Source organism: Duganella guangzhouensis (genome assembly GCF_009674535.1).
Taxonomy (GTDB): Bacteria; Pseudomonadota; Gammaproteobacteria; order Burkholderiales; family Burkholderiaceae_D; genus Rugamonas; species Rugamonas guangzhouensis.
In genome coordinates this window covers 12,809-36,790 of sequence record NZ_WKJK01000011.1, presented here as the reverse complement: position 1 = coordinate 36,790, position 23,982 = coordinate 12,809, and the positions used below count along the sequence as shown (strand labels likewise).

The window sequence follows — 23,982 nt, the reverse complement described above, 5'->3', positions numbered from 1 at the left end:
TTGCCAAACCGGTGATTATAAAGGCAGTGCTCAAACGTGGAGCAATAAGTGTTCCCGTTCCCAGGGGCTGATCACCGTCATGAACTCCTGGTGCTCCAACTCCTTGATGGCGGTGTAGACGTCGATGAAGCGCTCGCCCAGTACCTCGCGCAGACGGTCTTCCTGGCGCAGCAGCGTCAGCGCCTGCGGCAAGCCTTGCGGCAGTTCGTAGAAATGGTCGTAGGCGCTGCCGTTGTACATTGGCGTCGGCTCCAACTGGTCCACCATGCCGAGATAGCCGCAGGCCAGCGTGACCGCCATCGCCAGGTAGGGATTGGCGTCGGCGCCGATAATGCGGTTTTCCACGCGCCGCTGTTCAACGCCGGAGATCGGAATGCGGAATCCCACGGTGCGATTGTCCATGCCCCACTGGACGTTGATCGGCGCCGCCGTGTGGCGCACGATGCGGCGGTAGGAATTCACATACGGCGCCAGGATCGCCATCGCGGCCGGCGTGTAGCGCTGCAAGCCGCCGATGTAATGGCGGAACACCGGCGACGGCGAACCGTCTTCCTGGCTGAAGATATTGCGGCCAGTGGCGGCATCGCTCACGCTCTGGTGCACGTGCATCGCCGATCCGGGCTCGCCCGCCATTGGCTTGGCCATGAAGGTGGCGTACATATCGTGCTTGAGCGCCGCTTCGCGCAAGGTGCGCTTGAAGTAGAACACATTATCGGCCAGCGCCAGCGCATCGCCGTGCTGGAAGTTGAGGCCCATCTGGCCGGCGCCGGTTTCGTGGATCAGTGTATCGACGTCCAGATTCATCAGCGCGCAGTAGTCGTAAATGTCTTCGAACAGCGGATCGAATTCGTTGACGGCGTCGATGCTGTAGACCTGGCGCGTGGTCTCGGCGCGGCCGCTGCGGCCCACAGGCGCTTTCAATGGCAGGTCGGGATCGATGTTCTTTTCGGTGAGGTAGAACTCCAGCTCCGGCCCCACCACCGGGGTCCAGCCACGGTCCGCGTACAGTTTGAGCACACGCCGCAGCACCGAGCGTGGCGCGAAATCGACCAGCGTGCCGTCAGCGAAGTAGCAGTCGTGAATCACCTGCGCGGTGGGGTCGATGGCCCAGGGGACGGTGGTGATGCTGCCGGGGTCCGCGCGCAGGATCATGTCGCGGTCGGTGTTGGAGATGGCGCGGTCATAGGCCGCGTCCTCGGTCGGGTAATTGCCGGTGACGGTCATGCCCAGCACCGCTTCCGGAATGCGCATGCCGCGCTCCTGAGTGAATTTGGCACGCGGCAGAATTTTGCCGCGCGCGACACCGGTCAGGTCAGGCACCAGGCATTCAATTTCAGTGACTCGGTTATCGTTGAGCCACTGGTCCATATCTGCATCGGAGAAGTTTTCGCGGATAGACATGAGGCGCTCTAAATTGCGATCGACCAGTCTAGCTTACCATAATCGCAACCTTGCTTACTGCGCCTCGGCCGCCTCCACGCGGGTTTGTACCAGAATCTTTTTAATCTCCGGCACGCAGGAACCACAGTTGCCGCCGGCCTTGAGGCAGGCCGTCACTTCCGGCACCGTCTTCAGATCCTTCTCGATGATGGCGTTGCAGATGGTGTTGCGGCCGACACCGAAGCACGAGCACACGGTAGGACCGGTGTCCGCGCCCTTCTCCACCGGCATGCCGACCAGCAGGCCAACACGATCAATCTCACTCAACTGCTCTTTGACGAACAGACTGGCCAACCATGCGCGCGACGGCATGTCCTGGCGCGGCGACATGAAGATACATTGTTCGATGCGGTCATTCACCACGTGCACGGCGCGATACACGCCGGCGGTCTTGTCTTCGTACTCCAGCCAGTCGGCATCCGGATCGTTCACGCCCAGCAGCTCACGCGACCAAGCGCTGTAATCCTTGACGGTGTTGCGGCCAGCCAGTTCGTAGCGAGCGAACTCGCGGCCCTGAATGCGGGTCCAGTGAGCGACGCTATCCAGGTTCAGCGCATCTCGACTCAGGATGAAACCATGCCAGTTGACGCGGAACTGCTCCACGCGCACCGGCGTGTGCTTGAATTCAGGCTCGCCCGACACCGGGTCCACCACCGGATTCACCAGCGCGCCAACGCGAGCATCGGACGCGGTCTGGCCGTTCCAGTGAATCGGAATGAATACGCTGCCGCGCGGGATGCCGCCGCCATGCTGCACCCGTGCCACCATCGCGCCCCATTCCGAGGTGACGCGCGCCAGCTCGCCCTCGCGTACGCCGCTCAGCAGCGCGTCTTGTGGATGCATGTCGACGAAGGATTCGGCGATGTGATCGGCCAGCGTGGCCGACTTGCCGGTACGGGTCATGGTGTGCCACTGATCGCGCACGCGGCCGGTGTTGAGCGACAGCGGATAGTCTTCGCTGACGGCGTGCATCGGCGCGCGCGGCGCGGTGGCGATGAAGCGCGCCTTGCCGTCTGCGTGCGCATACACATTGTCTTTAAACAGACGCACTTCCACTTGCAGCTCGCCGGAAGCGGTGCGGCGTACCGGCCACTGAGTCGGCTCCAGATCGTTGTACTGGCGCTGATCGAGGCCGGCCAGGCCGGACATGTCGAACGCGCGCGGCACGTCGCCGATGGCGTTGCGGAAGCCGCTCAGGCGCGCATGTTCGTCGAACACGTCGTACTGGCCGTCGAAATCGAAACCGCTATAGCCCATGTGCTGCGCGAACAGCGACAGGATCTGCCAGTCCGGCAGCGCCTCGCCCGGCGCCGCCAGGAAGGCGCGCTGGCGCGAGATGCGGCGCTCGGAGTTGGTGACGGTGCCGTCCTTCTCGCCCCAGCCCAGCGCCGGCAGCAACACGTCAGCGTAGGCGGTGGTGTCGGTGTCTTGCATGATGTCGGACGAAATCACCAGCTCGCATTTTTCCAGCGCGCGCCGCGCCTGGTCGGCATCCGGCAGGCTGACCACCGGATTGGTGGCAATCACCCACACCGACTTGACCTTGCCCGCTTCGATGGCCTGGAACAGATCGACCGCTTTCAGGCCGCCCTTGTCGGCCATGACTGGCGAGTCCCAAAACGTTTGCACCACGTCTCTGTGCTCGGCGCGTTCCAGATCCATGTGCGCGGCCAGCATATTCGCCAGGCCGCCCACTTCGCGGCCGCCCATCGCATTCGGCTGGCCGGTGATCGAGAACGGCCCCATGCCCGGCTTGCCGAGACGACCGCCGATCAGGTGGCAGTTGATGATGGCGTTGGCTTTGTCAGTGCCGGCCGAAGACTGGTTCACGCCCATCGAGTAAGCGGTGATGGTCTTGCGGGTGGCGGCAAACAGTTCGTAGAACTCCAGCAGCAGCGGCAGTTCGATGCGGCAGATTTTGGCCACCACGGCCGGATCGGCGCAATCGGCACGGGCCACGTCCAGCGCGGCCTCGAAACCATTGGTGTGCTGTTCGATGAATTGCGGATCGACCGCGCCGATGCGCGACAGATAGCTCAGCAAGCCGTTGAACAGCCAGACGTCGGTACCGGCTTTGACCGGCAGGTGCAGGTCGGCCAGCTCGCAGGTGGCGGTGCGGCGCGGATCGATCACCACCAGCTTCATCTCCGGGCGCGCCTCCTTGGCTTTCAAGATGCGCTGGAACAGAATCGGATGGCACCACGCGGTGTTGGAGCCGACCAGCACAATCATGTCTGCCAGTTCCAGATCATCGTAGCAGACCGGCACCAGGTCTTCGCCAAAGGCGCGCTTGTAGCCCGCCACGGCGGACGACATGCACAGGCGCGAGTTGGTGTCGATGTTGGCGCTACCGACGTAGCCCTTCATCAGTTTATTGGCGACGTAGTAGTCCTCGGTCAGCAGTTGGCCGGAGACGTACAGCGCCACCGCGTCCGGGCCATGTTCGGCGATGATGGACTTCCACTTGTCCGCGACCTGGCCGAGCGCCTCATCCCACGACACGCGGCGCAGGCCATCAGCCTCGCGCACCTGCGGATACAGCAGGCGGCCTTCGAGACCAACGGTTTCGCCCAGGGCGGAACCCTTGACGCACAACCGGCCCAGATTCGCCGGATGCAGCTTGTCTCCAGCGATGGCGAAACCGCCATCGTCCTTGGGCGTGGCCTGCACGCCGCAGCCTACGCCGCAGTATGCGCAAGTGGTACGGATGGCCAGATGGTCGGTGGACAGGTTCAAGATATTCCTTCAGGCGGCCCGGTTGGACAGGGCCTCGCCAAATAACAGGGTTTGCCGGATTGGCGTAATGTCGGCACGATTCTGGATCAAACCGAAATACCACGGGCCGTCCTTGACGTCGCCGTACAGCACCGCGCCAGTCACGCGGCCGTCCTTGATCACCAATCGCTTGTAGACGCCGCGCCGCGCATCGCGCAGCACCAGATCTTCACTGCCTTCGCCGCCGATGAAGTCTCCCACCGAATACAGATCGACGCCGGTCACTTTCAGACGGGTCGGCGAGGTTTGCTGTACGTATCGACGCACGCCGGCGCCGGCCAGGTGGGCGCCGCAGACGCGGGCCTGATCCCAGATCGGCGCCACCAGACCAAAGGTAGCGCTGCGGTGCTGCACGCATTCGCCCACGGCGTAGACGCGCGGGTCGTAGGTTTGCAGCGTGTCGTCGACCACGATAGCACGTTCGCAATGCAGGCCGGCGGCTTTCGCCAGTTCGATATTCGGCCGCACACCGGCGGTCATCACCACCAGGTCGGCCGGAATCACGGTGCCATCCTTGAAGCGTACGCCGGTCACGCGGTCCGGACCGATGATTTCTTCGGTCTGTGCGCCCATCATGAACTTCAGCCCCTTGGCTTCCAGCGCCTTTTGCAGCAGCAGCGCGGCGGGCTTGTCCAACTGCTGGTTCATCAGCGCGTCGGTCACGTGCACCACCGTGACGCTCATGCCCTGGCGTTGCAGGCCGTTGGCCGCTTCAAGACCCAGCAGGCCGCCGCCGATGACCACCGCGTTGCGGTGATTGCGCGCCATGGCCAGCATCTGCTCCACGTCCTGAATGTCGCGGAAAGCCAGCACGCCGTTCAGCTGGTGGCCCGGCACCGGAATGATGAAGGGTTTGGAGCCGGTGGCGATCAGCAGCCGGTCGTACTTCACTTCCAGGCCGGACTTGGCGCGCACGATGCGGTTGCGGCGGTCGATATGCACCACCGGGTCGCCAGCGTGCAGCGTGATCTTGTGCTGCACATACCATTCGCGCGTGTTGAGCATGATGTCTTCCATGCTCTTCTCGCCCGCCAGCACTGGCGACAGCAGGATGCGGTTGTAGTTACCATGCGGCTCGGCGCCGAACACGGTGATGTCGTACATGTCCGGCGCGAGCTTGTACAGCTCCTCGACCGTGCGCATGCCGGCCATGCCGTTACCGATCACGACCAGCGCGGGCTTCATAGGCCGACCCAGACTTTGCCACCGTCGATGCGGGCGGGATAGGTGGCCACCGAATGCTGCGGCGCTTCCAGGCATTCGCCGGTCTGCAGATCGAAGTGCTGCTTGTAGATCGGCGAGGCGACCACAATGCGCTCGCCCAGCGAACCCACCAGGCCGCGCGACAGCACGGAAGCTTCCGAATTCGGATCGTAGTTCTCGATGGCGAACACGCGCGCGGCGCCATCGTCAACGTGGAACACGGCGATCTGCGCATCGTTCAGCAGCGCGCACACGCCGGTGTTCGGCACGATGTCGTCCAGGTTGCAGACGGCGATCCAGTTATCGGTTTGAATATCACGGTGCATAGTCTTCTCCTTAAGCTGCCTTGACTGCGATAGGGATAACGCGTTTGCGTTCTTCGATGGTGGCCGGGCGGATCTGGCCGCGTTCTTCCATGAACAGCACGTTCTGGTCGCCCTTCTCGCTGTTGACAAAGTGACGGAAGCGTTTGCGGGTTTCCGGATTCTCGACCGCTTCCTTCCACTCGCAAGCGTAGGTGCTGACCACGTGCGCCATATCGGCTTCCAGCTCGGCGGCGATGCCCAGCTTGTCGTTGATGATGACGCTCTTCAGGTAATCCAGGCCGCCTTCCATGTTTTCACGCCAGGTGCTGGTGCGTTGCAGACGGTCGCCGGTGCGGCTGTAGAACATCAGGAAGCGGTCGATGTACTGGATCAGCGTGGCTTTATCCAGTTCGGTCGCGATCAGTTCCGCGTGACGTGGCTTCATGCCGCCGTTGCCGCACACGTACAGGTTCCAGCCTTTTTCGGTGGCGATCACGCCGACGTCCTTGCCCTGCGCTTCGGCGCACTCGCGGGTACAGCCGGAAACGCCGAACTTGATCTTGTGCGGCGTGCGCAGACCTTTGTAGCGATTCTCCAGTTCCACCGCCAGGCCGATCGAATCATCGACGCCATAACGGCACCAGGTCGAACCGACGCAGGATTTCACGGTACGCAGCGATTTGCCGTAGGCGTGGCCGGATTCGAAGCCGGCGGCGATCAGCTCTTCCCAGATCAGCGGCAGCTGTTCAACACGGGCGCCAAACATGTCAACGCGCGCGCCGCCGGTGATCTTGGTATACAGGCCGTACTTCTTGGCCACCATGCCGACCGCGATCAGGCCATCAGGCGTTACTTCACCGGCCGGCATGCGCGGCACCACCGAGTAGGTACCATCCTTCTGAATGTTACCGAGGAAGTAGTCGTTGGTGTCCTGCAGGCTGGCGTGTTCCTTCTTCAGCACGAATTCGTTGTTGATGGTGGCCAGGATGCTGGCGGCCAGCGGTTTGCAGACGTCGCAGCCCAGACCCTTGCCATGCTTGTGCAGCAGATCGCTGAAGGTCTTGATCTGGCCGACTTTAATCAGGTGGAACAGCTCCTGACGCGAGTAGCCGAAGTGTTCGCACACATGGTTGTTAACTTCCATGCCCTGCTTCTTCATCTCGGCCTTCATCACCTGGGTGACCAGCGGAACGCAGCCACCGCACGCGGTGCCGGCGGTGGTGCACGATTTCAGTTCACCGACGGTGGTGGCGCCGTTCTGCACGGCGGCGCACAGCTGGCCTTTGGAGATGTTATTGCAGGAGCAGATCTGGGCGCTGTCAGGCAGTGCATCCACACCCAGCGCCGGCTTGGCCGCGCCGTCCGATTGCGGCAGGATCAGGAACTCCGGCGATTCCGGCAGCTCGATTTTGTTCAGCATCATTTGCAGCAGCGTGCCGTATTCGCTGGCATCGCCTACCATCACGCCGCCCAGCAGGTATTTGCCGCAGCTGGATACCACGATCTTTTTGTAGATCTGTTTGCGCTCGTCGATGAACTGGTAGGAGTGGCTACCCTCTTCCTTGCCATGCGGGTCACCGATCGAGGCCACGTCCACGCCCATCAGTTTCAGCTTGGTGCTCATGTCGGCGCCGGCGAATTCGGCGGCTTCGCCCAGCAGGTGCTTGGCGGCGACGCGCGCCATTTCGTAGCCTGGTGCGACCAGACCGAAAATCAGGCCACCCCACAGCGCACATTCGCCGATGGCGTAGACGTCCGGATCGGAGGTGACGCAGTTGTTGTTGATCTCAATGCCGCCGCGCGGGCCGATGGCCAGGCCGGCTTCCTTGGCCAGCATGTCGCGTGGGCGGATACCGGCCGAGAACACGATCATGTCGGCTTCCAGATGGCCGCCGTCCGCGAACTCCATGCGGTGCGTGGCTTCGGTGCCGTCGACGATGGCGGTGGTGTTTTTGCCGGTATGGACGGTCACGCCCAGTTGTTCGATTTTACGACGCAGCACGCGGCCGCCGTGATCGTCCACCTGCACCGCCATCAGGCGTGGCGAGAACTCGACCACGTGGGTGTCCAGCTTCATGTCGCGCAGCGCTTTGGCGCATTCGAGGCCCAGCAGGCCGCCGCCGATCACCACGCCGGTCTTGGCGCGGTTGCCGCATTCCAGCATCGCTTCCAGATCTTCGATGGTGCGGTAGACGAAGCAGTCCTTGCGCTCCTTGCCCGGCAGCGGCGGCACGAACGGGAACGAGCCGGTGGCGATCACCAGTTTGTCGTAGGAGAGCACTTCGCCTCCGGCGGTGGCCACGGTCTTGGCCTTGGTGTCAATGGCGGTGGCGCGGGTGTTCAGGCGCAGCACCATGCTGTCGTTTTGTTCGAAGAAGCCTGGCTTCACCAGCGACAGGTCGTCGGCGCTTTTACCCGAGAAGAATTCGGACAGGTGGACGCGATCGTAGGCCGGACGCGGCTCTTCGCACAGCACCGTCACCTGCAGGTTAGGCGTACCGCTGGCGGCCAGGCTTTCCAGGAATTTGTGGCCAACCATGCCGTGGCCGATAACGATAATTTTCATGATGCGAGTCCTATTAAGCGGTGGCGATTGCGGATTGTTTGACGGTATCGGCGCTGAAGCGGGCGGCCAGCGCGCACAGCGCGGAGATGGCGACCAGTACACCGAGTATGCTCAGCGTTTGCTGTACATCGCCCAGACCCTTCATCAGGAAACCTGCGGCGACCGCGCCCACATTGCCGCCGGCGCCGATGATGCCGGCCACGCCGCCCAGGGCGCGCTTGTCGACGAAAGGCACCACGGCGTAGGTCGCGCCGCAAGCCATGTGGGTGAACAGGCCGAAGATCAGCATCGCGCCGACCGCCAGCACCGCGCTGCCGGCGTGGGCAAACATCAACAGGCCGGCGCCCTCGCCCAGCATCAGCACGAACAGCAGCGTGACGCGGTTATTCAGATTGCCGGTGGCAGCGAATTTATCCGATACCCAGCCGCCCAGCGCACGGGCGAACAGCGCCAGCAGACCGAAGGAACCAGCCGCCATGCCAGCCTGCGCCAGCGTCAGTTTGAAGTGATCGACGTAGTAGGTGGCAGCGATGTTGTGGATGAAGATCTCGATACCGAAGCAGGCGCCGTAGGTAACGAACAGCAGCCATACGCGGTAGTTGGCGGCGGCCAGCTTGAACGAGTCCCAGCCACCTTTCTTGCCCCCCTCAATCGCGATGCCGGCCGCACGCAGATCGCTGAAGTTCCCCTGCGGGCAGTCCTGGGTGTAGCGGTAGTAGACAAAGGCCATCACGATCATCAGCACGCCCGGCACCAGCAGCGCGGCGCGCCAGCCGAAGCCCTCGCTGACGCCCAGCATGACCATGGCGGTCATCAGCAGTGGCATCAGCGCCTGCGCCACACCACCACCGGCATTGCCCCAGCCAGCGGCAGCGGCGTTGGCGGTGCCCACCACGTTCGGCGCGAACATCACCGAGGTGTGGTACTGAGTGATAACGAAGCTGGCGCCGGCCGCGCCGATGGCGAGGCGGAAGAACAGGAAGCTCTCGTAGCTCTGCGCGAAAGCGACGCCGATCACCGGGATGGAGCCCAGCAGCAGCAAGCCGGTATAGGCTTTGCGCGGGCCGAAGTGGTCGCACAGCGGGCCGACGATCAGGCGCACGATGATGGTGACCGCGACGGCGGCGATATTGATGTTGGCGATCTGGCCCGGGGTCAGACCGAATTCGCCTTTAATCACCGGCATCAGCGGCGCGCAGGCGAACCAGGCGAAGAAGCAGACGAAGAACGCCATCCAGGTCAAGTGGAACGCCCGCATCTGAGGCGTTGAAATCGAGAAGAGCTTGATGCTGGTAGCTTTGCTGGCCATTTTTTATCCCGTTCAGAAAACAAAAAGGCGTCCGCGCAACCGGGCCTCAAAGACCGGGTTGGGCGGACGCCGTTGTCCTGCCAGTCCGTCCTTGGACCAGCTGTGAATTCGTGTACTGCAGGGAGATCGCCGTTGACCTCTTGTTCACAGTATTGCAAGAGCCGTGCCAGGCCTTGCAACCCGCATGCTCAGAGGGAGAACACTATTTTGAGACGGATAACGCGTTGGTGCAGTGCGATGTTGCGGTGCACCGCGCACGCTATCGGTGCGCTAAAGCGGTGATAAATTGTGCATCTTGAGGAATCGGTAAGCTGCTATCCTTGCTCTCATGTGCCACTTGATGCAGCGAGCCATGGAGCCCAAACCGTTCACGCTGGAAGAGTTAAATGCAGCAAACGCCAGAATTCAATCGATGAGCGAGGATGAGCTCAAGGAATATAGAGAGCGCCTGTACGCCTCGCTGCCGCCTGAGGCACAGGAGACGCTACGCAGGCTGGACGCGGTTCAACAACAGCCGAGGACTGAACTAGTCGCGCTTACGCGCGAAGCACTCCGATCACTCCCCAGTGATGATCTGGAATATGCCATCTGCACCTACGTCGATCACCATCTTGCAGCCAGGGAGGACGTACAGGCAGCCTTGCAGGAACTACCACGCGGCCTTCAAGTGTGTTATCTGTCTTTTATCTTCGGAATGGAGGTGATGAACGGTGGTGTCAATCAGTTCTTCTGGAATCCGTCAGCCAGCATGGCATCTCTTGTCCCCGCTGCCCTGTACGAATTGGGGAGCCCCGAAGCAGCGAAGCTGCTTGAACAAATTATGCGCATCGCGGAGGAAGAGGCAAAGCGACGCCCTGTGCCGGCTTCCTTCACCATCGAAGAGTTCATGGCATCATATGCCGAAACTGAGCTCAATAAATTTGACGATCTGCTTTGCCCACTTATAGAGAAATTCCCACAACTGCTACGCCAATACCTCCGTGATCATGAAGACTCATTCTTACAATAAAATCGCAGCCATTTGATGTTTCGTCACCTTTTATTGGCAATAGCCGCCAGCATTCTCACGTTCCCTGTGTTTGCCGCACGACTGCTCGATGAGGGCACGGTCGGCATCAACGGCCAGCAGCGCCGCTACTATCATTTGCACGATACCGAGGCGGTGGGCACGCCCATCCTGCTGCTGCATGGCTCGGGATGCAGGGATTACAGCGTCCGCATGCAGTTCTATTTCGAGCGCTATCCGGCGCCGCTCAGCGTTTATTATCTGGATAAGCCGGGCGTGCAAAAAGGTGCTGATGGCGAATCCTGCACCACTGAATACGATGCGGCGGATCTGATGGAAAACCGCGTCAGCGACAATCTGGCCTTCCTCGATAGCCAGCCGGACCTGCGCGCGCGTGGGCCGCGCAGCGTGGCGGTGCTGGGCTTTTCCGAGGGCGGTGCGGTGGCACCGCTGGTGGCGCTGCGCAGCCCGAAAGCCGGCTGGCTGGCGACCATCGGCGCCGGCGGGCTGCCGCAAAGCCAGGTGTTACTGATCTTTGCCGATCGCGGCGTGGAGCCCTACGCCAAGCCGTTCTCGCGCGACTACTTCCTGCAAACCTATGCCGACATCAAGGCCCATCCCGATGATGTGGACAAGGACTTCTTCGGCCACAAGTACCGCTACTGGAGCTCACACCTGTTCTACGATCCGCTGACCACTTACGCCCAGCTTAATATCCCGATCATCAACGCCATGGGCGAGAAGGATGAAAGCGAAGCGATTGAAGCCGGCCGCGCCCTGCGCGATTTCTTCACCCAACGCCCGCAGCGCAACTTCCGCTTCGTCGAATTCCCCAACGCCAGCCACGGTCTGAAAGCGCCGGATAAAGACCACCTGCAGGACTTCATCGCCAGCCTGGCCGAGTGGATGAAGGCTAACCCGCCGCCGCCAGCGCCGCGCTGACCATTTCGTCGATCTCGCCGGAGATATTCGACAGCACGCCGGCCACCACTGAAAACTCCTTGCCGGCCTGCCCCGCCCGCGCGGCGACGATGCGGGCATTGAAGGCCACCATGCGCGCCTGGCGGTTGATGGTTTCAATATCCGTGATCACGCCGCGCAGCTGCTTCTTCATCAGCCGCGCATGCAGCTTGGCCTGCTCTTCATAAATGGAGGTGATCTGGTTCAGAATCGCCAGCGTCGGCGTGGTGATGCGCACCAGTTCCGCCAGCAGCTCGGCACTGTCGCGCGACGCCTGCGCAATCGCCCGCAAGGTGCGCTCGGCCAGATCCGCAAAAGCGGTGATGCTGCGGTCCCCCTGCAGCTTGCCGTGGTAAGCCTGTTCCAGCTCCGGGCAGAACACGCCCGGCAAGCCATCGGCCTCGGTCAGCAGCGATTTGTGCGCGCCGCGAAACAGCGCCAACGCTTCCTGCGCCACCGCCGCCGCGCCGTCTTGCTGCTGCGATGCCAGCACGGCGTATAACACCAGTCGCTGCGAAGTGAAGCGCCGGCGCCCGGACAAATTGATCAGGGCTCCGAAGACTTCTCCCGGCAACGGCTTGCCGCTGGCCTGGCCGGCGGCGGGTGGGATAGGCGCGTGCATGTGCATCGTAGGCTCTCCTTTGGTTATGCGGCCTTGGCGGGATGCGCCTGTTTGCGGTACAGGAATTCCAGCACCGCGGTGCGGTATTCCATGTACTTGGCATCCGACGCCAGCGCCACGCGGTCGCGCGGTCGCTCCAGCTGCACCTCGACGATTTCGCCGATGGTGGCGGCCGGGCCGTTGGTCATCATGACGATGCGGTCAGACAGCAGCACCGCTTCGTCCACATCGTGCGTCACCATCACCACCGTCGATTTGGTGGCGGCGACGATCTTCAGCAGCTCGTCCTGCAAATGGGCGCGGGTCAGCGCGTCCAGCGCGCCGAATGGTTCGTCCATCAGCAGCACTTTCGGTTCCATCGCCAGCGCGCGGGCGATGCCAACGCGCTGCTTCATGCCGCCCGAGATTTCATGCGGCCGCTTGTTCTCCGCATGCATCAGGCCCACCAGCGCCAGCGTGTGCAGCGTGCGCTCGCGCAGCCGGGCCGCGCTTTCAGTCTTGCCAAACACGCTCTCGACGCCGAGGTAGATGTTTTCGTAGCAGGTCAGCCATGGCAGCAGCGAGTGGTTCTGGAACACCACCGAGCGCTCCGGCGACGGCCCGGCGATCTCGCGGTTGGCGCACAGCAGCACGCCGTCGGTCGGCTCCAGCAGGCCGGCGATCAGGTTCAGCAAGGTCGACTTGCCGCAGCCCGAGTGGCCGATCAGCGTAATGAATTCGCCCTTGGCCACTTTGAGGTCGATCTCGCGCAGCGCGTGGAATACACCCTTCTTGGTGTGGAACACCATCTCCACGCCTTCGATGTCGATGAATTTGGATTCGTCCATGATCGCCGCTCCTTAGTTGGATACTTGTTCGTAGGTGAAGGCACGGGCCAGCGCCATCAGCGCCTGCTCCAGCAGCAGCCCCACCAGACCGATCGCGCCGATGGCGATAATGATGTGCGGTACATTGAGGTTATTCCATTCGTCCCACACCCAGAAGCCGATGCCCACGCCGCCGGTCAGCATCTCGGCCGCGACGATCACCAGCCACGCGGTGCCGATCGACAGCCGCACACCGGTCAGCACGAACGGCAGCGCCGATGGCAGGAGGATCTTGGTCAGAATCTTCCATTCCGACAGATTCAGCACCCGCGCCACGTTCATGTAATCCTGCGGCACGCGCTGCACGCCGATCGCGGTGTTGATAATCATCGGCCAGATCGAGCAAATGAAGATCGACCAGATCGCGGCCGGATTGGCCGACTTGAACACCAGCAGGCCTATCGGCAGCCAGGCCAGCGGCGACACCGGCTTCAGCAGGCTGATGATGGGGCTGAACATGGCGCTGATGAATTGCACGCGGCCGATCAGGAAGCCGAGCGGAATGCCAACCAGCGCGGCCAGGCCAAAGCCCACGCCAACCCGCTGCAGCGACGCCAGCAGATTCCAGCCTATGCCTTGGTCATTCGGGCTGTTGCGGTAGAACGGATCGGCCAGCAGCTTGGCGGCTTCCGCGAAGGTCGCGGCCGGGGTTGGGAAGTTGCTGTTGTTGATCGTGATCAGCTGCCAGATCAGCACCAGCAAGGCCGCGCCCATCAGCGGCGCGACGTATTTGACGACGTGGGCCGAGACCTGCTTGCGAGCACGCGCGGTGCCGTTGGCGGCCAGCGGGCGGCGCGGACGGCGGGTGGCGGTGGCGGTGGCGGATGCGGCAGACGAGTCGGTGCCTGCCGACACCGGCTCGGCGCTGTCGGGTTTGAGCATAGCGTTCATGAGATTCTCCTGTTATCAGGCTTTGATCTTGAACGAGGCGGCGAACGCTTTCGGGTTCTTGCCGTCCCACACGGAACCATCCATCAATTTCGACGTACGCAGCGGGCTCTTCGGCACCGGCGTCTTGGTCATGGTGGCCGCATCCTTGTACAGCTCGATCTGGTTGACCGACGTCGCCACCGCCAGATAATCCGGATCGTCCTTCAGCAAGCCCCAGCGGCGATGCTGGGTCATGAACCACATGCCATCCGACAGGTAAGGGAAGTTGACCGCGCCATCGTTGTAGAACTTCATGTGATTCGGATCGTCCCAGGTCTTGCCCAGGCCGTTCTGGTAGCGGCCCATAATGCGCTGGTCGATCGCATCCTTGCTGGTGTTGACGTAGGATTTGTCGGCGATGACCTCGGCCATCTTGTTCTTGTTGGCCAGCGAGGCATCGATCCATTTGCCGGCTTCCAGGATGGCGGCCATCATGGCGCGGCAGGTATTCGGATACTTCTTGGCGAATTCCAGCGTGCAGCCCAGCACCTTCTCCGGGTGATCCTTCCAGATATCCTGGGTGGTGGTGGCGGTGATGCCGACGCCGTCCATGATGGCGCGGTGGCCCCACGGCTCACCAACGCAGAAGCCGTCCATGTTACCGACGCGCATATTGGCCACCATCTGCGGCGGCGGCACGGTGATGACCTTGGCATCCTTCAGCGGATTGATGCCGTTGGCGGCCAGCCAGTAGTACAGCCACATGGCGTGGGTGCCGGTCGGGAAGGTTTGCGCGAAGGTGTACTCGCGCTTGTCGGTCTGCATCAGCTTGGCCAGCGAGGCGCCATCGACGCCGCCCTTGTCGGCCACTTTTTTCGACAGCGTGATGGCCTGGCCGTTGTTATTCAGGCTCATCAGCACAGCCATGTCCTTCTTCTGGCCGCCGATGCCCATCTGCACGCCGTACAGCAGGCCGTACAGCACGTGCGCGGCGTCCAGGTCGCCATTGGACAGCTTGTCGCGCACGCCAGCCCACGAGGCTTCCTTGCTCAATACGAATTTGACGCCATACTTCTTGTCGAAGCCCAGCACCGAGGCCATCACCACCGAGGCGCAATCGGTCAGCGGGATGAAGCCGATCTTGATTTCTTCCTTCTCCGGCTTATCCGAACCCGCTGCCCATACCCCACCCGTTGCCAAACCCAACATACCTCCTCCCACTACAAGACCTGCACCATGAATTAATTTTCTGCGTGTGACGTTAACCTCTTCCGTCTTGGGAGGCAATGCACTCTTAGTATCCAGCTTCTTGTATTTCATGGTGTATCCCTTCTTGTAGTCGTCGATAACTATGAGCCAAAAAAAACGCCTACCCTCACGAAACGAATTCATGATCGGTAGACGTCGTTGTCTGGTGGGCTCCACCGCCGTTGGCGGAGCGCAGCCGCGCTACATTGCGCTTGCCTACAGCTATGCAATGTCCGTGCCAGATGGTTTACAGAGGGAAAGAGGGATGGCTGCAGGCAAATTGGGCAAAAAAATGCACCGCGATTGCGCGGTGCATCATTTTGGCGTGCGGTTCTGGTCAGCCCAGCAGGTCTTCGACGTCCAGAATACGCTGTGCCACCTCGGACAGCTTCAGGTTCTTGCTCATCGCCATGCTGCGCAGCTTCTGGTAGGCCTGATCCTCGGAAAAGCCCTGGCGCTGCATCAGCAAGCCCTTGGCGCGTTCGATCACCTTGCGCTCGGCCAGCTTGCTCTTGGTGTCGGACAGCTCGTCCAGCAGCTTCTGCTCGCGCTTGAACTGCGCCAGCGCCACCTGCAGCACCGGCTTGATGCGCTCGCTCTGCAGGCCGGCCACCACATAAGCCGACACGCCGGCGTTGACCGCCGCCTGCATGCTGTCCGGGTCCTGGTCTTCGGTGAACATGACGATCGGGCGACGCTCGTCGCGGGTGGCGATCACCACATGTTCCAGCACATCGCGCGCGTCCGATTCGGCGTCGACGATGATCATGTCCGGCTGCAGCTGGGCGATGCGCTCGGGCAGATACATATCCGGCGGCAGCGAGGCGATGATGTCATAGCCGGCCTCCAGCAAGCCGATGCGCAACACCCGCGCCCGCTCGGCCTGTGCATGCAGCGACTCGTCATCCTCGTCGTGGATGACGGTGTTGACGACGACAATCCGCAAATTGGGCATGGCCGGCTTACGCATGGGAGTGGGTCATGAACCTGCTGCAAGCAAGAATCAAACCAGTAATTTTTATGTGCATTTGCAGATTCTACGGCACAACCGACAAGTCCTGCCAGCCCGCAGCGTTTTTGCCACGCCTTGCGCAACGGGAAAAAATTCCCCTACGCCACCTGCCGTTGCATACCCCAACGTTTGACAGTAACGTTTTCCAGCGGACGGAACACGAGGTTTTCCACCAGCAGACCGATCAGGATAACGGCGGCCAGGCCGGCGAATACCTTGTCGGTGTACAGCTCGTTGCGGTTCTGAAAAATGTACCAGCCCAGGCCGCCCTGGCCATTGGTGGTGCCGAACACCAGCTCGGCCGCGATCAGCGTGCGCCAGGCAAACGCCCAGCCGATCTTCAGTCCGGACAGGATGGCCGGCAGCGCCGCCGGGATCAGCAGATGCCAGACAAAACGCAGTCCGCTCAAGCCGTAGTTGCGGCCGGCCATGCGCAGCGTCTCCGGCACCGCCTGGAAACCGGCGTAGGTGCCCAGCGCCAGCGGCCATAGCACCGCGTGCACAATCACGAACAACAGACTGGCCTTGCCGAGTCCGAACCACAGCAATGCCAGCGGCAGCAGCGCGATCGCCGGCAGCGGGTTGAACATGGCGGTCAGGGTTTCCAGCAGATCGCGGCCGAGGCGGGTGGACGCGGCCAGCGCGGTCAGCACAAAGGCGGCGATGATGCCGGCCAGGTAACCGTGCAACAGCATCGTCAGCGACGCGCCTATGCGCGCCAGCAACTCGCCGCTGGCGACGCCCTCGATAAACGCTTGCGCGGTCTGCACAAAGGTCGGCAGCAGCAAGTCGTTGGCTTGCCAGCGCGCCAGCGCTTCCCATAGACCGGCCAGCAGCAGCAAGATCAGCGTCTTGCGCAGCCATGCTTGCGACCAGGCGCGCCGCACCAGCGGCAGGGCGGCGGCGGTAGGCTGTGGCGCCGGCGGCGTCACGCTATATTCGTATTCCTGCCGGATCGGCGGATCAAGCACGAGACTCATGGCGTGTCATTCCCGCGCACGCGGGTATCCATGATGCGCCGCTCAACACGCTCTGCATGGGCACCGGCTTGCGTCGGTGCGACGGGTTCGCCAAACAGCAAGCCGTGGATGCGCTGCGTGGCCGCCTGAAACTCGGCGCTACCGGCGCTCACCAGATCGAACTGATGGCTGTTCAACTCCGCCCTCACCTGCCCCGGATGCGGCGACAACAGCAAAATCCGATTTCCCACCACCAGCGCCTCTTCAATCGAATGGGTGACAAACAACAGCGTGAAGCGCAGCTCTTCCCACAAGCGCCCCAGCTCTTCCTGCATCTTGCGGCGCGTGAGTGCATCCAGCGCCGCGAACGGTTCATCCATCAGCAACACCTGCGGCTGCATCGCCAACGCGCGCGCAATCGCCACCCGCTGCTTCATGCCACCGGATAGCGTGTGCGGATGCGCATGCTCAAAGCCGCCCAGTCCCACCTTGACGATCCAATGCATCGCCCGCTCAACCGCCGCGTGACGGCTGACCTGTTTAGTCATCAGCAAGGGAAACATCACATTCTCCAGCACCGACTTCCACGGCGGCAGCTGATCGAATTCCTGGAACACCACCATCCGGTCCGGCCCCGGTCCGCGCACCGACTCGCCGTTGATGCGGATGCTACCGGCCTGCGGCTGGACGAAGCCCGCCACCGCCTTCAGCAGCGACGATTTGCCGCAGCCGGAAGGCCCAAGCAGCACGAAGCGATCGCCGCGATACACATCGAAACTGACGTCATGGGTGGCGCGCGTGCTGCCATATTCCAGGCTCACATTCTCAGCGCGCAGCAACGGCGCCACGCCGTTGCCAGGTCGGACAATTTGCAGAGTCATCAGCTGCCCGATGCGATCACAGGATCATCGAAGAAATAATCGCGCCAGCTGGCCGGCTGCTTCTTGATCGCGCCCACGCGGTACAGGAACTGCGCCAGGCCGAAGGTATTCTGCGGCGCCACGCTGAACTGTACCTGCGGGTTCTTGATAATCTTCAGCAGCAGCTCGCGGTCCACCTTGTTCTTGCTGACGCGCAGATAAGTGTCGGCCGCCGCTTCCGGATTCTTGCTGACGTACTGCGCCGCCTCCGCCAACGCGGCGACAAACGCGCGGTAAGTCTTGGGATTCTCGTTGCGATACTTCTCGGTGGCATACAGCACCGTGGCCGAACTCGGGCCGCCCAGCACATCGTAGGAATTCAGCACGATGTGCGCATTCGGATTGCCGGCCAGCTCCTGCTCCTGGAATGGCGGATTGCCGAAGTGGCCGTTGATCTCGGTGCCACCGGCAATCACCGCCGCCGTCGCATCCGGATGCGGCAAGGTCTGCGTATATTTATCCAGCCGCGCGAACTCCTTGTCACCCCACTGCTTGGCCACCGCGTATTGCAGAATACGCGACTGCACCGACACCGTCACCGCCGGCAGCGCAATGCGATCCTTTTCCGTGATGTCGGCAATGCTCTTCACCTTGGGATTGGTGCTGACCAGGTAATACGGGAAGCTGCCCAGCGAGGCCACGCCCTTGACGTTCTGGCGGCCGGCGGTGCGGTCCCAGATCGTCAGCAGCGGACCGACGCCGGCGCCGGCGATATCCACCGCGCCCGACAGCAGCGCGTCATTGACCGCCGCGCCGCCGGACAATTGCACGCGCTCGACCGCGATGTCGACGCCCAGCTTCTTGCCCTGTTTTTCAATCAGCTGCTGGTCCTGGGCGATGTTCAGCAACAGGTACACCACGCCGAATTGCTCGGCAATGCGGATGCGGCCCTCGGCCTGTGCGGGGCCGGCAATGGCCAGGCTGAGCGCCAGAGCGGCGGCGGTAAATTTGAACATGGGGCATCCTTTGGTGGTAATCAGAAAGGCACATCGCCTTCGATGGTGGTGCGGTACAACTTGCGACGCAGATGTTCGGGCGTGCCGCCGGCCAGATGCATCAGCGAACGGTTATCCCAGAACACCAGGTCATGCGGTGCCCAGCGATGGCGGTACACATGCTCCGGCTGGACGCTGTGCGCGAACAATTCGTCCAGCAGCGCGCGGCTTTCATCCTCGGGCAGGCCGACGATGCGGGTAGTGAAATGCTCGCTGACGAACAGCGCCTTGCGGCCGGTCTCCGGATGGGTGCGCACCACCGGATGCAGCACCGGCTTGACCTCATCGATCTGCGCCTGCGTCAGCGCCGGACGGAACGGACTGCGGCGACGCAGTTCCTCGTATTGCGCCAGATAGCTGTGCTCGGCGCGCGCGCCATGCACCGCGTGCCGCAACGCGGCCGGCAGCGTGTCATAGGCCAGATGCATATTGGCGAACAAGGTATCGCCACCTTCGGCCGGCAACTCCTGCGCGTGCAGCAGCGAGCCCAGGCTGGGCTTGTCCTTGTACGATAGATCGGAATGCCAGAAATGGCCGGCGTCGCCGAGGCCGATCGGCTTGCCGTTCTCGATGATGTTGGAAATCACCAGCACCTCGGGATGATCGGCCAGCTGGAAGTTGCGCAGCACATGGATCTGCAGCGGGCCGAAACGGCGGCTGAAGTCGATTTGCTGCTGCGGCGTGATGCGCTGATCGCGGAACACCAGCAGATGGTGATCCAGATGCGCCTTGTGAATGCGTTGGAACTCGCGCGGCGGCAGCGGGCGGTTCAGGTCCAGCCCGATAATCTCCGCGCCGAGCGGCGCATCAAATAACGCAACCTGAAAAGTATCCTGCAGAACGGCAGCCATGGCACACACCTTGAGAAAGTCGTGCCATACAGTCTATGCCGCCGTCCTTATTTAGAAAACGAAGCTTATCCGATATCGTTATGCTGAAATAGCGTTTAAGCGGCGTCGTACTTCGCCAGGCGCGCGGCGACGGCGGGGGCCAGTTGGTCGAGGGCGCTGACGGCGATGCCCATGTCTTGCAGCTTGCCGTCGTTGATGCCGTACACCCAGCCGTGCACGGTCAGGTCCTGGCCACGGTCCCAGGCGTCGCGCACGATGGTGGTTTGCACCACGTTGTTCACTTGCTCCACCACGTTCAGCTCGACCAGACGCTCCGAGCGTTTCTGTTCGTTGACCACCGTGCCCATGTAGCGCTCGTGCTTCTGGCCCACGTCGTAGACGTGGCGCAGCCAGTTGTCGACCAGGCCGACGCGGGCGCCGGTCATGGCGGCGTGCACGCCCTTGCAACCATAGTGGCCGACGATGATCACGTGCTTGACCTTCAGTACCTCGATCGCAAACTGCAGCACCGACAGACAGTTCAGGTCGGAGTGCACCACCACGTTGGCGATGTTGCGATGAACGAACACGTCGCCAGGCGCCAGGCCCAGCAGTTCATTCGCCGGCACCCGGCTGTCCGAGCAACCGATCCACAGGTATTCCGGCGCCGCCTGGGTGGCCAGGCGGTTGAAGAAGTCGGGATCGCGCGCGATTTCCGAGGCCGCCCATTGGCGGTTGTTCTCCAGCAGGTGACGCAGGGGGGACGTGCTGTTTTTCAGGCTTTCCATGATGCTCCTCTCGTACATAAAGAGACCGCCGGTCTACCCGGAAAAGGCAGCGCGGCGGTCTTGATATTACCTATGCGGCGTGACGCCGCAGTGACGCAAACTCGTTACTCAAAAAAATCCTTCACCTTGTCGCGCCAGGTTTTGGTCTGCGGGCTGTGCTTGGCACCGCCTTCGGTGGTCGACTTCTCGAACTCACGCAACAGTTCCTTCTGACGCTCGGTCAGCTTGACCGGGGTCTCGACCGCGACGTGGCAGAACAGGTCGCCGGCGAAGCCGGAGCGCACGCCTTTGATGCCCTTGCCCTTGAGGCGGAAGGTCTTGCTCGACTGGGTGCCTTCGGGGATCGTAAACGCTACTTTACCAGAGAGTGTCGGCACTTCGATTTCGCCACCCAGCGCCGCCTTGGCGAACGAGATCGGCATTTCGCAATGCAGGTCGTCGCCCTCGCGCTGGAACACCGGGTGCGGCTTGATGTGGATTTCCACGTACAAGTCGCCCGACGGCCCGCCATTGGTGCCCGGCTCGCCGTTGCCGGACGAGCGGATACGCATGCCGTTGTCGATACCGACCGGGATCTTCACTTCCAGCGTTTTGTTGCGCTTGATGCGGCCCTGGCCCGAGCACGCGGCGCATGGCTCAGGGATGATCTTGCCGGTGCCATGGCATTTCGGGCAGGTCTGCTGGATGCTGAAGAAGCCCTGCTGCATGCGCACCTGGCCGTGGCCGGCGCAGGTCGAGCAGGTCACCGGCGAAGTGCCCGGCTTGGCGCCGGTACCGTGGCAGGTGTCGCACTTGTCCCACGACGGCACGCGGATGGTGGTGTCGAAGCCGTGCGCCGCCTGTTCCAGCGTGATTTCCAGGTTGTAGCGCAGGTCGGCGCCACGGTACACCTGCGGCCCCTGGCCGCGACCGCGGCCACCGCCAAAGATGTCACCGAAGATGTCGCCGAACGCATCGCCAAAACCGCCGGCGCCACCAAAGCCGCCACCGCCGCCCATGTTCGGATCGACGCCAGCGTGACCGTAGCGGTCATACGCCTCGCGCTTTTCCGGGTTGGTCAGCATCTCGTAGGCTTCTTTGACTTCCTTGAATTTTTCTTCAGCGTCCTTGCTGTCCGGATTGCGGTCCGGATGGTACTTCATCGCCAGCTTGCGATAAGCCTTCTTGATCTCGTCTTCCGATGCGCTTTTGGAGACACCCAGTATCTCGTAGAAATCACGCTTTGCCATATGTTCGGACCTTGCTTATATTCTGTACTGATTTATGCGAAAAAGCCGAGCCGGCGGCGTGGCCACACGACTCGGCGTAGATCTCGGAGAGATCGGATTACTTGCTGTCTTTGACTTCTTTGAAGTCGGCGTCAACCACGTCGTCCTGCGGCTTGGCCTGCTCCGCGCCCGGCGCGGCGCCTTCGGCACCACCGGCAGCCTGCTGCGCCTGCATGTCAGCGTACATCTTCTCGCCCAGCTTCTGCGAAGCGGTCGACAGCGCTGCCACCTTGGCGTCGATCTCGGCCTTGTCGCCCGCCTTGATCGAACCTTCCAGGTCGGTGATCGCGGCTTCGATCTTCTCTTTCTCGCCAGCTTCCAGCTTGTCGCCGTATTCGGTCAGCGACTTGCGGGTCGAGTGCACCAGCGCGTCAGCTTGATTGCGCGACTCAGCCAGTTCCTTCACTTTCTTGTCCTCTTCCGCGTTGAGCTCGGCATCCTTGACCATCTTCTGGATTTCTTGCTCGGTCAGACCGGAGTTGGCCTTGATCGTGATCTTGTTCTCTTTGCCGGTGGCCTTGTCCTTGGCGCCGACGTGCAGAATGCCGTTGGCGTCGATGTCGAAGGTCACTTCGATCTGTGGCGTGCCGCGTGCTGCTGGCGGGATGCCTTCCAGATTGAATTCGCCCAGGCTCTTGTTGCCGGCCGCGATTTCACGCTCGCCCTGGTAGACCTTGATGGTCACCGCAGGCTGGTTGTCATCGGCGGTCGAGAACACTTGCGAGAACTTGGTCGGAATCGTGGTGTTCTTCTGGATCATCTTGGTCATCACGCCGCCCAGGGTTTCGATACCCAGCGACAGGGGGGTGACGTCCAGCAGCAGCAAGTCTTTGCGCTCGCCCGACAGCACCGAACCTTGAATCGCCGCGCCCACCGCAACCGCTTCGTCCGGGTTCACGTCTTTACGTGGATCCTTGCCGAAGAACTCTTTCACTTTTTCCTGCACCTTCGGCATACGGGTCATACCGCCGACCAGAATGATGTCGTCGATGTCCGAAACCTTGACGCCAGCGTCCTTGATCGCGGTCTTGCATGGCTCGATGGTGGCGATGATCAGCTCTTCCACCAGCGATTCCAGCTTGGCGCGGGTCATTTTCAGGGTCAGGTGGACCGGCGCGCCGTTCGCCATGGCAATGTACGGCTCGTTGATTTCGGTCTGCTGCGACGACGACAGTTCGATCTTCGCGCGCTCGGCCGATGCCTTGATACGCTGCAGTGCGATCGGATCTTTTTTCAGATCCAGGCCGTTGACCTTTTTGAACTCTTCGATGATGTAATCGATGATGCGCTGGTCGAAGTCTTCGCCGCCCAGGAAGGTGTCGCCGTTGGTCGACAGCACTTCGAACTGCTTCTCGCCATCCACGTCGGCGATTTCAATGATCGACACGTCGAAGGTACCGCCGCCCAAGTCATACACGGCGATCTTGCGGTCGCCCTTTTCCGACTTGTCCAGGCCGAAAGCCAGCGCGGCCGCGGTAGGTTCGTTGATGATGCGCTTGACTTCCAGACCAGCGATACGGCCGGCGTCTTTGGTGGCCTGACGCTGCGAGTCATTGAAGTAAGCCGGCACGGTGATGACGGCCTCGGTGACTTCTTCACCCAGGTAGTCTTCAGCGGTTTTCTTCATCTTGCGCAGCACTTCCGCCGAGATTTGCGGAGGAGCCAGTTTCTTGTCGCGCACGCCAATCCAGGCGTCGCCGTTGTCGGCCTTGGTGATCGAGTAAGGCATCAGACCGATGTCTTTCTGCACTTCTTTCTCGTCAAACTTGCGACCGATCAGACGCTTGACAGCGAACAGCGTGTTTTTCGGGTTGGTCACGGCCTGGCGTTTTGCCGGCGCGCCGACCAGAATTTCACCATCTTCTTGGTAAGCAATGATGGATGGCGTCGTGCGCGCACCTTCGGCGTTTTCGATGACCTTAGGCTGGCCGTTTTCCATTACGGAAACGCAGGAGTTGGTGGTTCCCAAATCGATACCGATAATTCGACCCATGATTTTATTCCTTATTTGCTAGAGTTCAGATGGTTCTTATATGTGGA

The 23,982-nt window shown here is 61.8% G+C and carries 20 protein-coding genes; 2 read left to right on the top strand and 18 right to left on the bottom strand.

All coding sequences use genetic code 11. The features are described from left to right. Nucleotides 1-30: 30 nt before the first annotated feature. From GJ699_RS20460 to GJ699_RS20435, 6 genes are read right to left on the bottom strand one after another with little or no spacing between them, the layout of a single operon-like run. On the bottom strand, nucleotides 31-1,401 hold the full coding sequence (locus GJ699_RS20460; protein ID WP_154379707.1) for a glutamine synthetase family protein: 1,371 nt from the start codon (nucleotides 1,399-1,401) through the stop codon (nucleotides 31-33). Nucleotides 1,402-1,455: 54 nt separating this feature from the next. Continuing rightward, the gene (locus tag GJ699_RS20455) at nucleotides 1,456-4,176 is read right to left on the bottom strand and encodes a nitrate reductase (protein WP_154379705.1); all 2,721 of its coding nucleotides are present in this window, start codon (nucleotides 4,174-4,176) and stop codon (nucleotides 1,456-1,458) included. Nucleotides 4,177-4,185: 9 nt separating this feature from the next. Beyond that, nucleotides 4,186-5,400: an NAD(P)/FAD-dependent oxidoreductase gene (locus tag GJ699_RS20450; protein WP_154379703.1), complete on the bottom strand. Its 1,215-nt coding sequence runs from the start codon at nucleotides 5,398-5,400 to the stop codon at nucleotides 4,186-4,188. Further along, nucleotides 5,397-5,744: a nitrite reductase small subunit NirD gene (gene nirD / locus GJ699_RS20445; protein WP_154379701.1), complete on the bottom strand. Its 348-nt coding sequence runs from the start codon at nucleotides 5,742-5,744 to the stop codon at nucleotides 5,397-5,399. The genes GJ699_RS20450 and nirD overlap by 4 nt, the downstream gene beginning before the upstream one ends. 10 nt (nucleotides 5,745-5,754) lie before the next feature. Beyond that, entirely contained in the window at nucleotides 5,755-8,289 is a 2,535-nt protein-coding gene (gene nirB, locus GJ699_RS20440) for a nitrite reductase large subunit NirB (protein ID WP_154379699.1), read from the bottom strand. A 13-nt stretch (nucleotides 8,290-8,302) separates the two neighbouring features. After that, complete coding sequence (locus GJ699_RS20435; RefSeq protein WP_154379697.1) at nucleotides 8,303-9,598, bottom strand: MFS transporter; 1,296 nt, start codon at nucleotides 9,596-9,598, stop codon at nucleotides 8,303-8,305. A gap of 352 nt (nucleotides 9,599-9,950) precedes the next feature. Here GJ699_RS20435 and GJ699_RS20430 point away from each other — a divergent pair, with 352 nt between their 5' ends. Then, nucleotides 9,951-10,607 (top strand): DMP19 family protein, encoded by a 657-nt coding sequence (locus GJ699_RS20430; RefSeq protein ID WP_195763603.1) that lies wholly within the window; start codon nucleotides 9,951-9,953, stop codon nucleotides 10,605-10,607. Nucleotides 10,608-10,622: 15 nt separating this feature from the next. After that, complete coding sequence (locus GJ699_RS20425; protein ID WP_154379693.1) at nucleotides 10,623-11,546, top strand: alpha/beta fold hydrolase; 924 nt, start codon at nucleotides 10,623-10,625, stop codon at nucleotides 11,544-11,546. On the opposite strand, the gene GJ699_RS20420 is transcribed toward GJ699_RS20425, so the two are convergent. The 12 genes from GJ699_RS20420 to dnaK all read right to left on the bottom strand — a co-directional run bounded on the left by GJ699_RS20420 (nucleotide 11,518) and on the right by dnaK (nucleotide 23,935). Then, a complete protein-coding gene (locus tag GJ699_RS20420) occupies nucleotides 11,518-12,186 on the bottom strand; it encodes a methyl-accepting chemotaxis protein (protein WP_371867606.1) in 669 nt (222 codons plus the stop codon). The genes GJ699_RS20425 and GJ699_RS20420 overlap by 29 nt on opposite strands. 23 nt (nucleotides 12,187-12,209) lie before the next feature. Further along, on the bottom strand, nucleotides 12,210-13,013 hold the full coding sequence (locus tag GJ699_RS20415; RefSeq protein WP_154379689.1) for an ABC transporter ATP-binding protein: 804 nt from the start codon (nucleotides 13,011-13,013) through the stop codon (nucleotides 12,210-12,212). 12 nt (nucleotides 13,014-13,025) lie between these two features. Next, nucleotides 13,026-13,943 carry a nitrate ABC transporter permease gene (gene ntrB, locus GJ699_RS20410; RefSeq protein ID WP_154379687.1) on the bottom strand — a complete coding sequence of 306 codons (918 nt, stop codon included), beginning with the start codon at nucleotides 13,941-13,943 and terminating at the stop codon, nucleotides 13,026-13,028. 15 nt (nucleotides 13,944-13,958) lie between these two features. Further along, nucleotides 13,959-15,131 carry a CmpA/NrtA family ABC transporter substrate-binding protein gene (locus GJ699_RS20405; RefSeq protein ID WP_154379685.1) on the bottom strand — a complete coding sequence of 391 codons (1,173 nt, stop codon included), beginning with the start codon at nucleotides 15,129-15,131 and terminating at the stop codon, nucleotides 13,959-13,961. 376 nt (nucleotides 15,132-15,507) lie between these two features. Further along, nucleotides 15,508-16,125 carry an ANTAR domain-containing response regulator gene (locus GJ699_RS20400; protein WP_154380083.1) on the bottom strand — a complete coding sequence of 206 codons (618 nt, stop codon included), beginning with the start codon at nucleotides 16,123-16,125 and terminating at the stop codon, nucleotides 15,508-15,510. Between the two features lie 155 nt (nucleotides 16,126-16,280). Further along, a complete protein-coding gene (locus GJ699_RS20395; RefSeq protein WP_154379683.1) occupies nucleotides 16,281-17,162 on the bottom strand; it encodes an ABC transporter permease in 882 nt (293 codons plus the stop codon). Further along, a complete protein-coding gene (locus GJ699_RS20390; protein ID WP_154379681.1) occupies nucleotides 17,159-18,022 on the bottom strand; it encodes an ABC transporter ATP-binding protein in 864 nt (287 codons plus the stop codon). Before GJ699_RS20390 ends, GJ699_RS20395 begins: the two co-directional genes overlap by 4 nt. Continuing rightward, entirely contained in the window at nucleotides 18,022-19,017 is a 996-nt protein-coding gene (locus GJ699_RS20385; protein WP_154379679.1) for an ABC transporter substrate-binding protein, read from the bottom strand. The genes GJ699_RS20390 and GJ699_RS20385 overlap by 1 nt, the downstream gene beginning before the upstream one ends. 20 nt (nucleotides 19,018-19,037) lie before the next feature. Then, the gene (locus GJ699_RS20380) at nucleotides 19,038-19,907 is read right to left on the bottom strand and encodes a TauD/TfdA dioxygenase family protein (protein WP_154379677.1); all 870 of its coding nucleotides are present in this window, start codon (nucleotides 19,905-19,907) and stop codon (nucleotides 19,038-19,040) included. Between the two features lie 95 nt (nucleotides 19,908-20,002). Further along, a complete protein-coding gene (can, locus tag GJ699_RS20375; protein ID WP_154379675.1) occupies nucleotides 20,003-20,674 on the bottom strand; it encodes a carbonate dehydratase in 672 nt (223 codons plus the stop codon). Nucleotides 20,675-20,778: 104 nt separating this feature from the next. Next, complete coding sequence (gene dnaJ, locus GJ699_RS20370) at nucleotides 20,779-21,903, bottom strand: molecular chaperone DnaJ (RefSeq protein ID WP_154379673.1); 1,125 nt, start codon at nucleotides 21,901-21,903, stop codon at nucleotides 20,779-20,781. 97 nt (nucleotides 21,904-22,000) lie between these two features. Further along, nucleotides 22,001-23,935, bottom strand: coding sequence for a molecular chaperone DnaK (gene dnaK, locus GJ699_RS20365; RefSeq protein WP_154379671.1), 1,935 nt, complete (start codon nucleotides 23,933-23,935; stop codon nucleotides 22,001-22,003). Nucleotides 23,936-23,982: the final 47 nt, after the last annotated feature.

Coding starts and splice junctions, on each gene's coding strand:
- GJ699_RS20460 (WP_154379707.1), bottom strand. CDS start 1,401: ATGTCTATCCGCGAAAACTTCTCCGATGCAGATATGGACCAGTGGCTC.
- GJ699_RS20450 (WP_154379703.1), bottom strand. CDS start 5,400: ATGAAGCCCGCGCTGGTCGTGATCGGTAACGGCATGGCCGGCATGCGC.
- nirD (WP_154379701.1), bottom strand. CDS start 5,744: ATGCACCGTGATATTCAAACCGATAACTGGATCGCCGTCTGCAACCTG.
- nirB (WP_154379699.1), bottom strand. CDS start 8,289: ATGAAAATTATCGTTATCGGCCACGGCATGGTTGGCCACAAATTCCTG.
- GJ699_RS20435 (WP_154379697.1), bottom strand. CDS start 9,598: ATGGCCAGCAAAGCTACCAGCATCAAGCTCTTCTCGATTTCAACGCCT.
- GJ699_RS20430 (WP_195763603.1), top strand. CDS start 9,951: ATGGAGCCCAAACCGTTCACGCTGGAAGAGTTAAATGCAGCAAACGCC.
- GJ699_RS20425 (WP_154379693.1), top strand. CDS start 10,623: ATGTTTCGTCACCTTTTATTGGCAATAGCCGCCAGCATTCTCACGTTC.
- GJ699_RS20420 (WP_371867606.1), bottom strand. CDS start 12,186: ATGCACGCGCCTATCCCACCCGCCGCCGGCCAGGCCAGCGGCAAGCCG.
- GJ699_RS20415 (WP_154379689.1), bottom strand. CDS start 13,013: ATGGACGAATCCAAATTCATCGACATCGAAGGCGTGGAGATGGTGTTC.
- ntrB (WP_154379687.1), bottom strand. CDS start 13,943: ATGAACGCTATGCTCAAACCCGACAGCGCCGAGCCGGTGTCGGCAGGC.
- GJ699_RS20405 (WP_154379685.1), bottom strand. CDS start 15,131: ATGTTGGGTTTGGCAACGGGTGGGGTATGGGCAGCGGGTTCGGATAAG.
- GJ699_RS20400 (WP_154380083.1), bottom strand. CDS start 16,125: ATGCCCAATTTGCGGATTGTCGTCGTCAACACCGTCATCCACGACGAG.
- GJ699_RS20395 (WP_154379683.1), bottom strand. CDS start 17,162: ATGAGTCTCGTGCTTGATCCGCCGATCCGGCAGGAATACGAATATAGC.
- GJ699_RS20390 (WP_154379681.1), bottom strand. CDS start 18,022: ATGACTCTGCAAATTGTCCGACCTGGCAACGGCGTGGCGCCGTTGCTG.
- GJ699_RS20385 (WP_154379679.1), bottom strand. CDS start 19,017: ATGTTCAAATTTACCGCCGCCGCTCTGGCGCTCAGCCTGGCCATTGCC.
- GJ699_RS20380 (WP_154379677.1), bottom strand. CDS start 19,907: ATGGCTGCCGTTCTGCAGGATACTTTTCAGGTTGCGTTATTTGATGCG.
- can (WP_154379675.1), bottom strand. CDS start 20,674: ATGGAAAGCCTGAAAAACAGCACGTCCCCCCTGCGTCACCTGCTGGAG.
- dnaJ (WP_154379673.1), bottom strand. CDS start 21,903: ATGGCAAAGCGTGATTTCTACGAGATACTGGGTGTCTCCAAAAGCGCA.
- dnaK (WP_154379671.1), bottom strand. CDS start 23,935: ATGGGTCGAATTATCGGTATCGATTTGGGAACCACCAACTCCTGCGTT.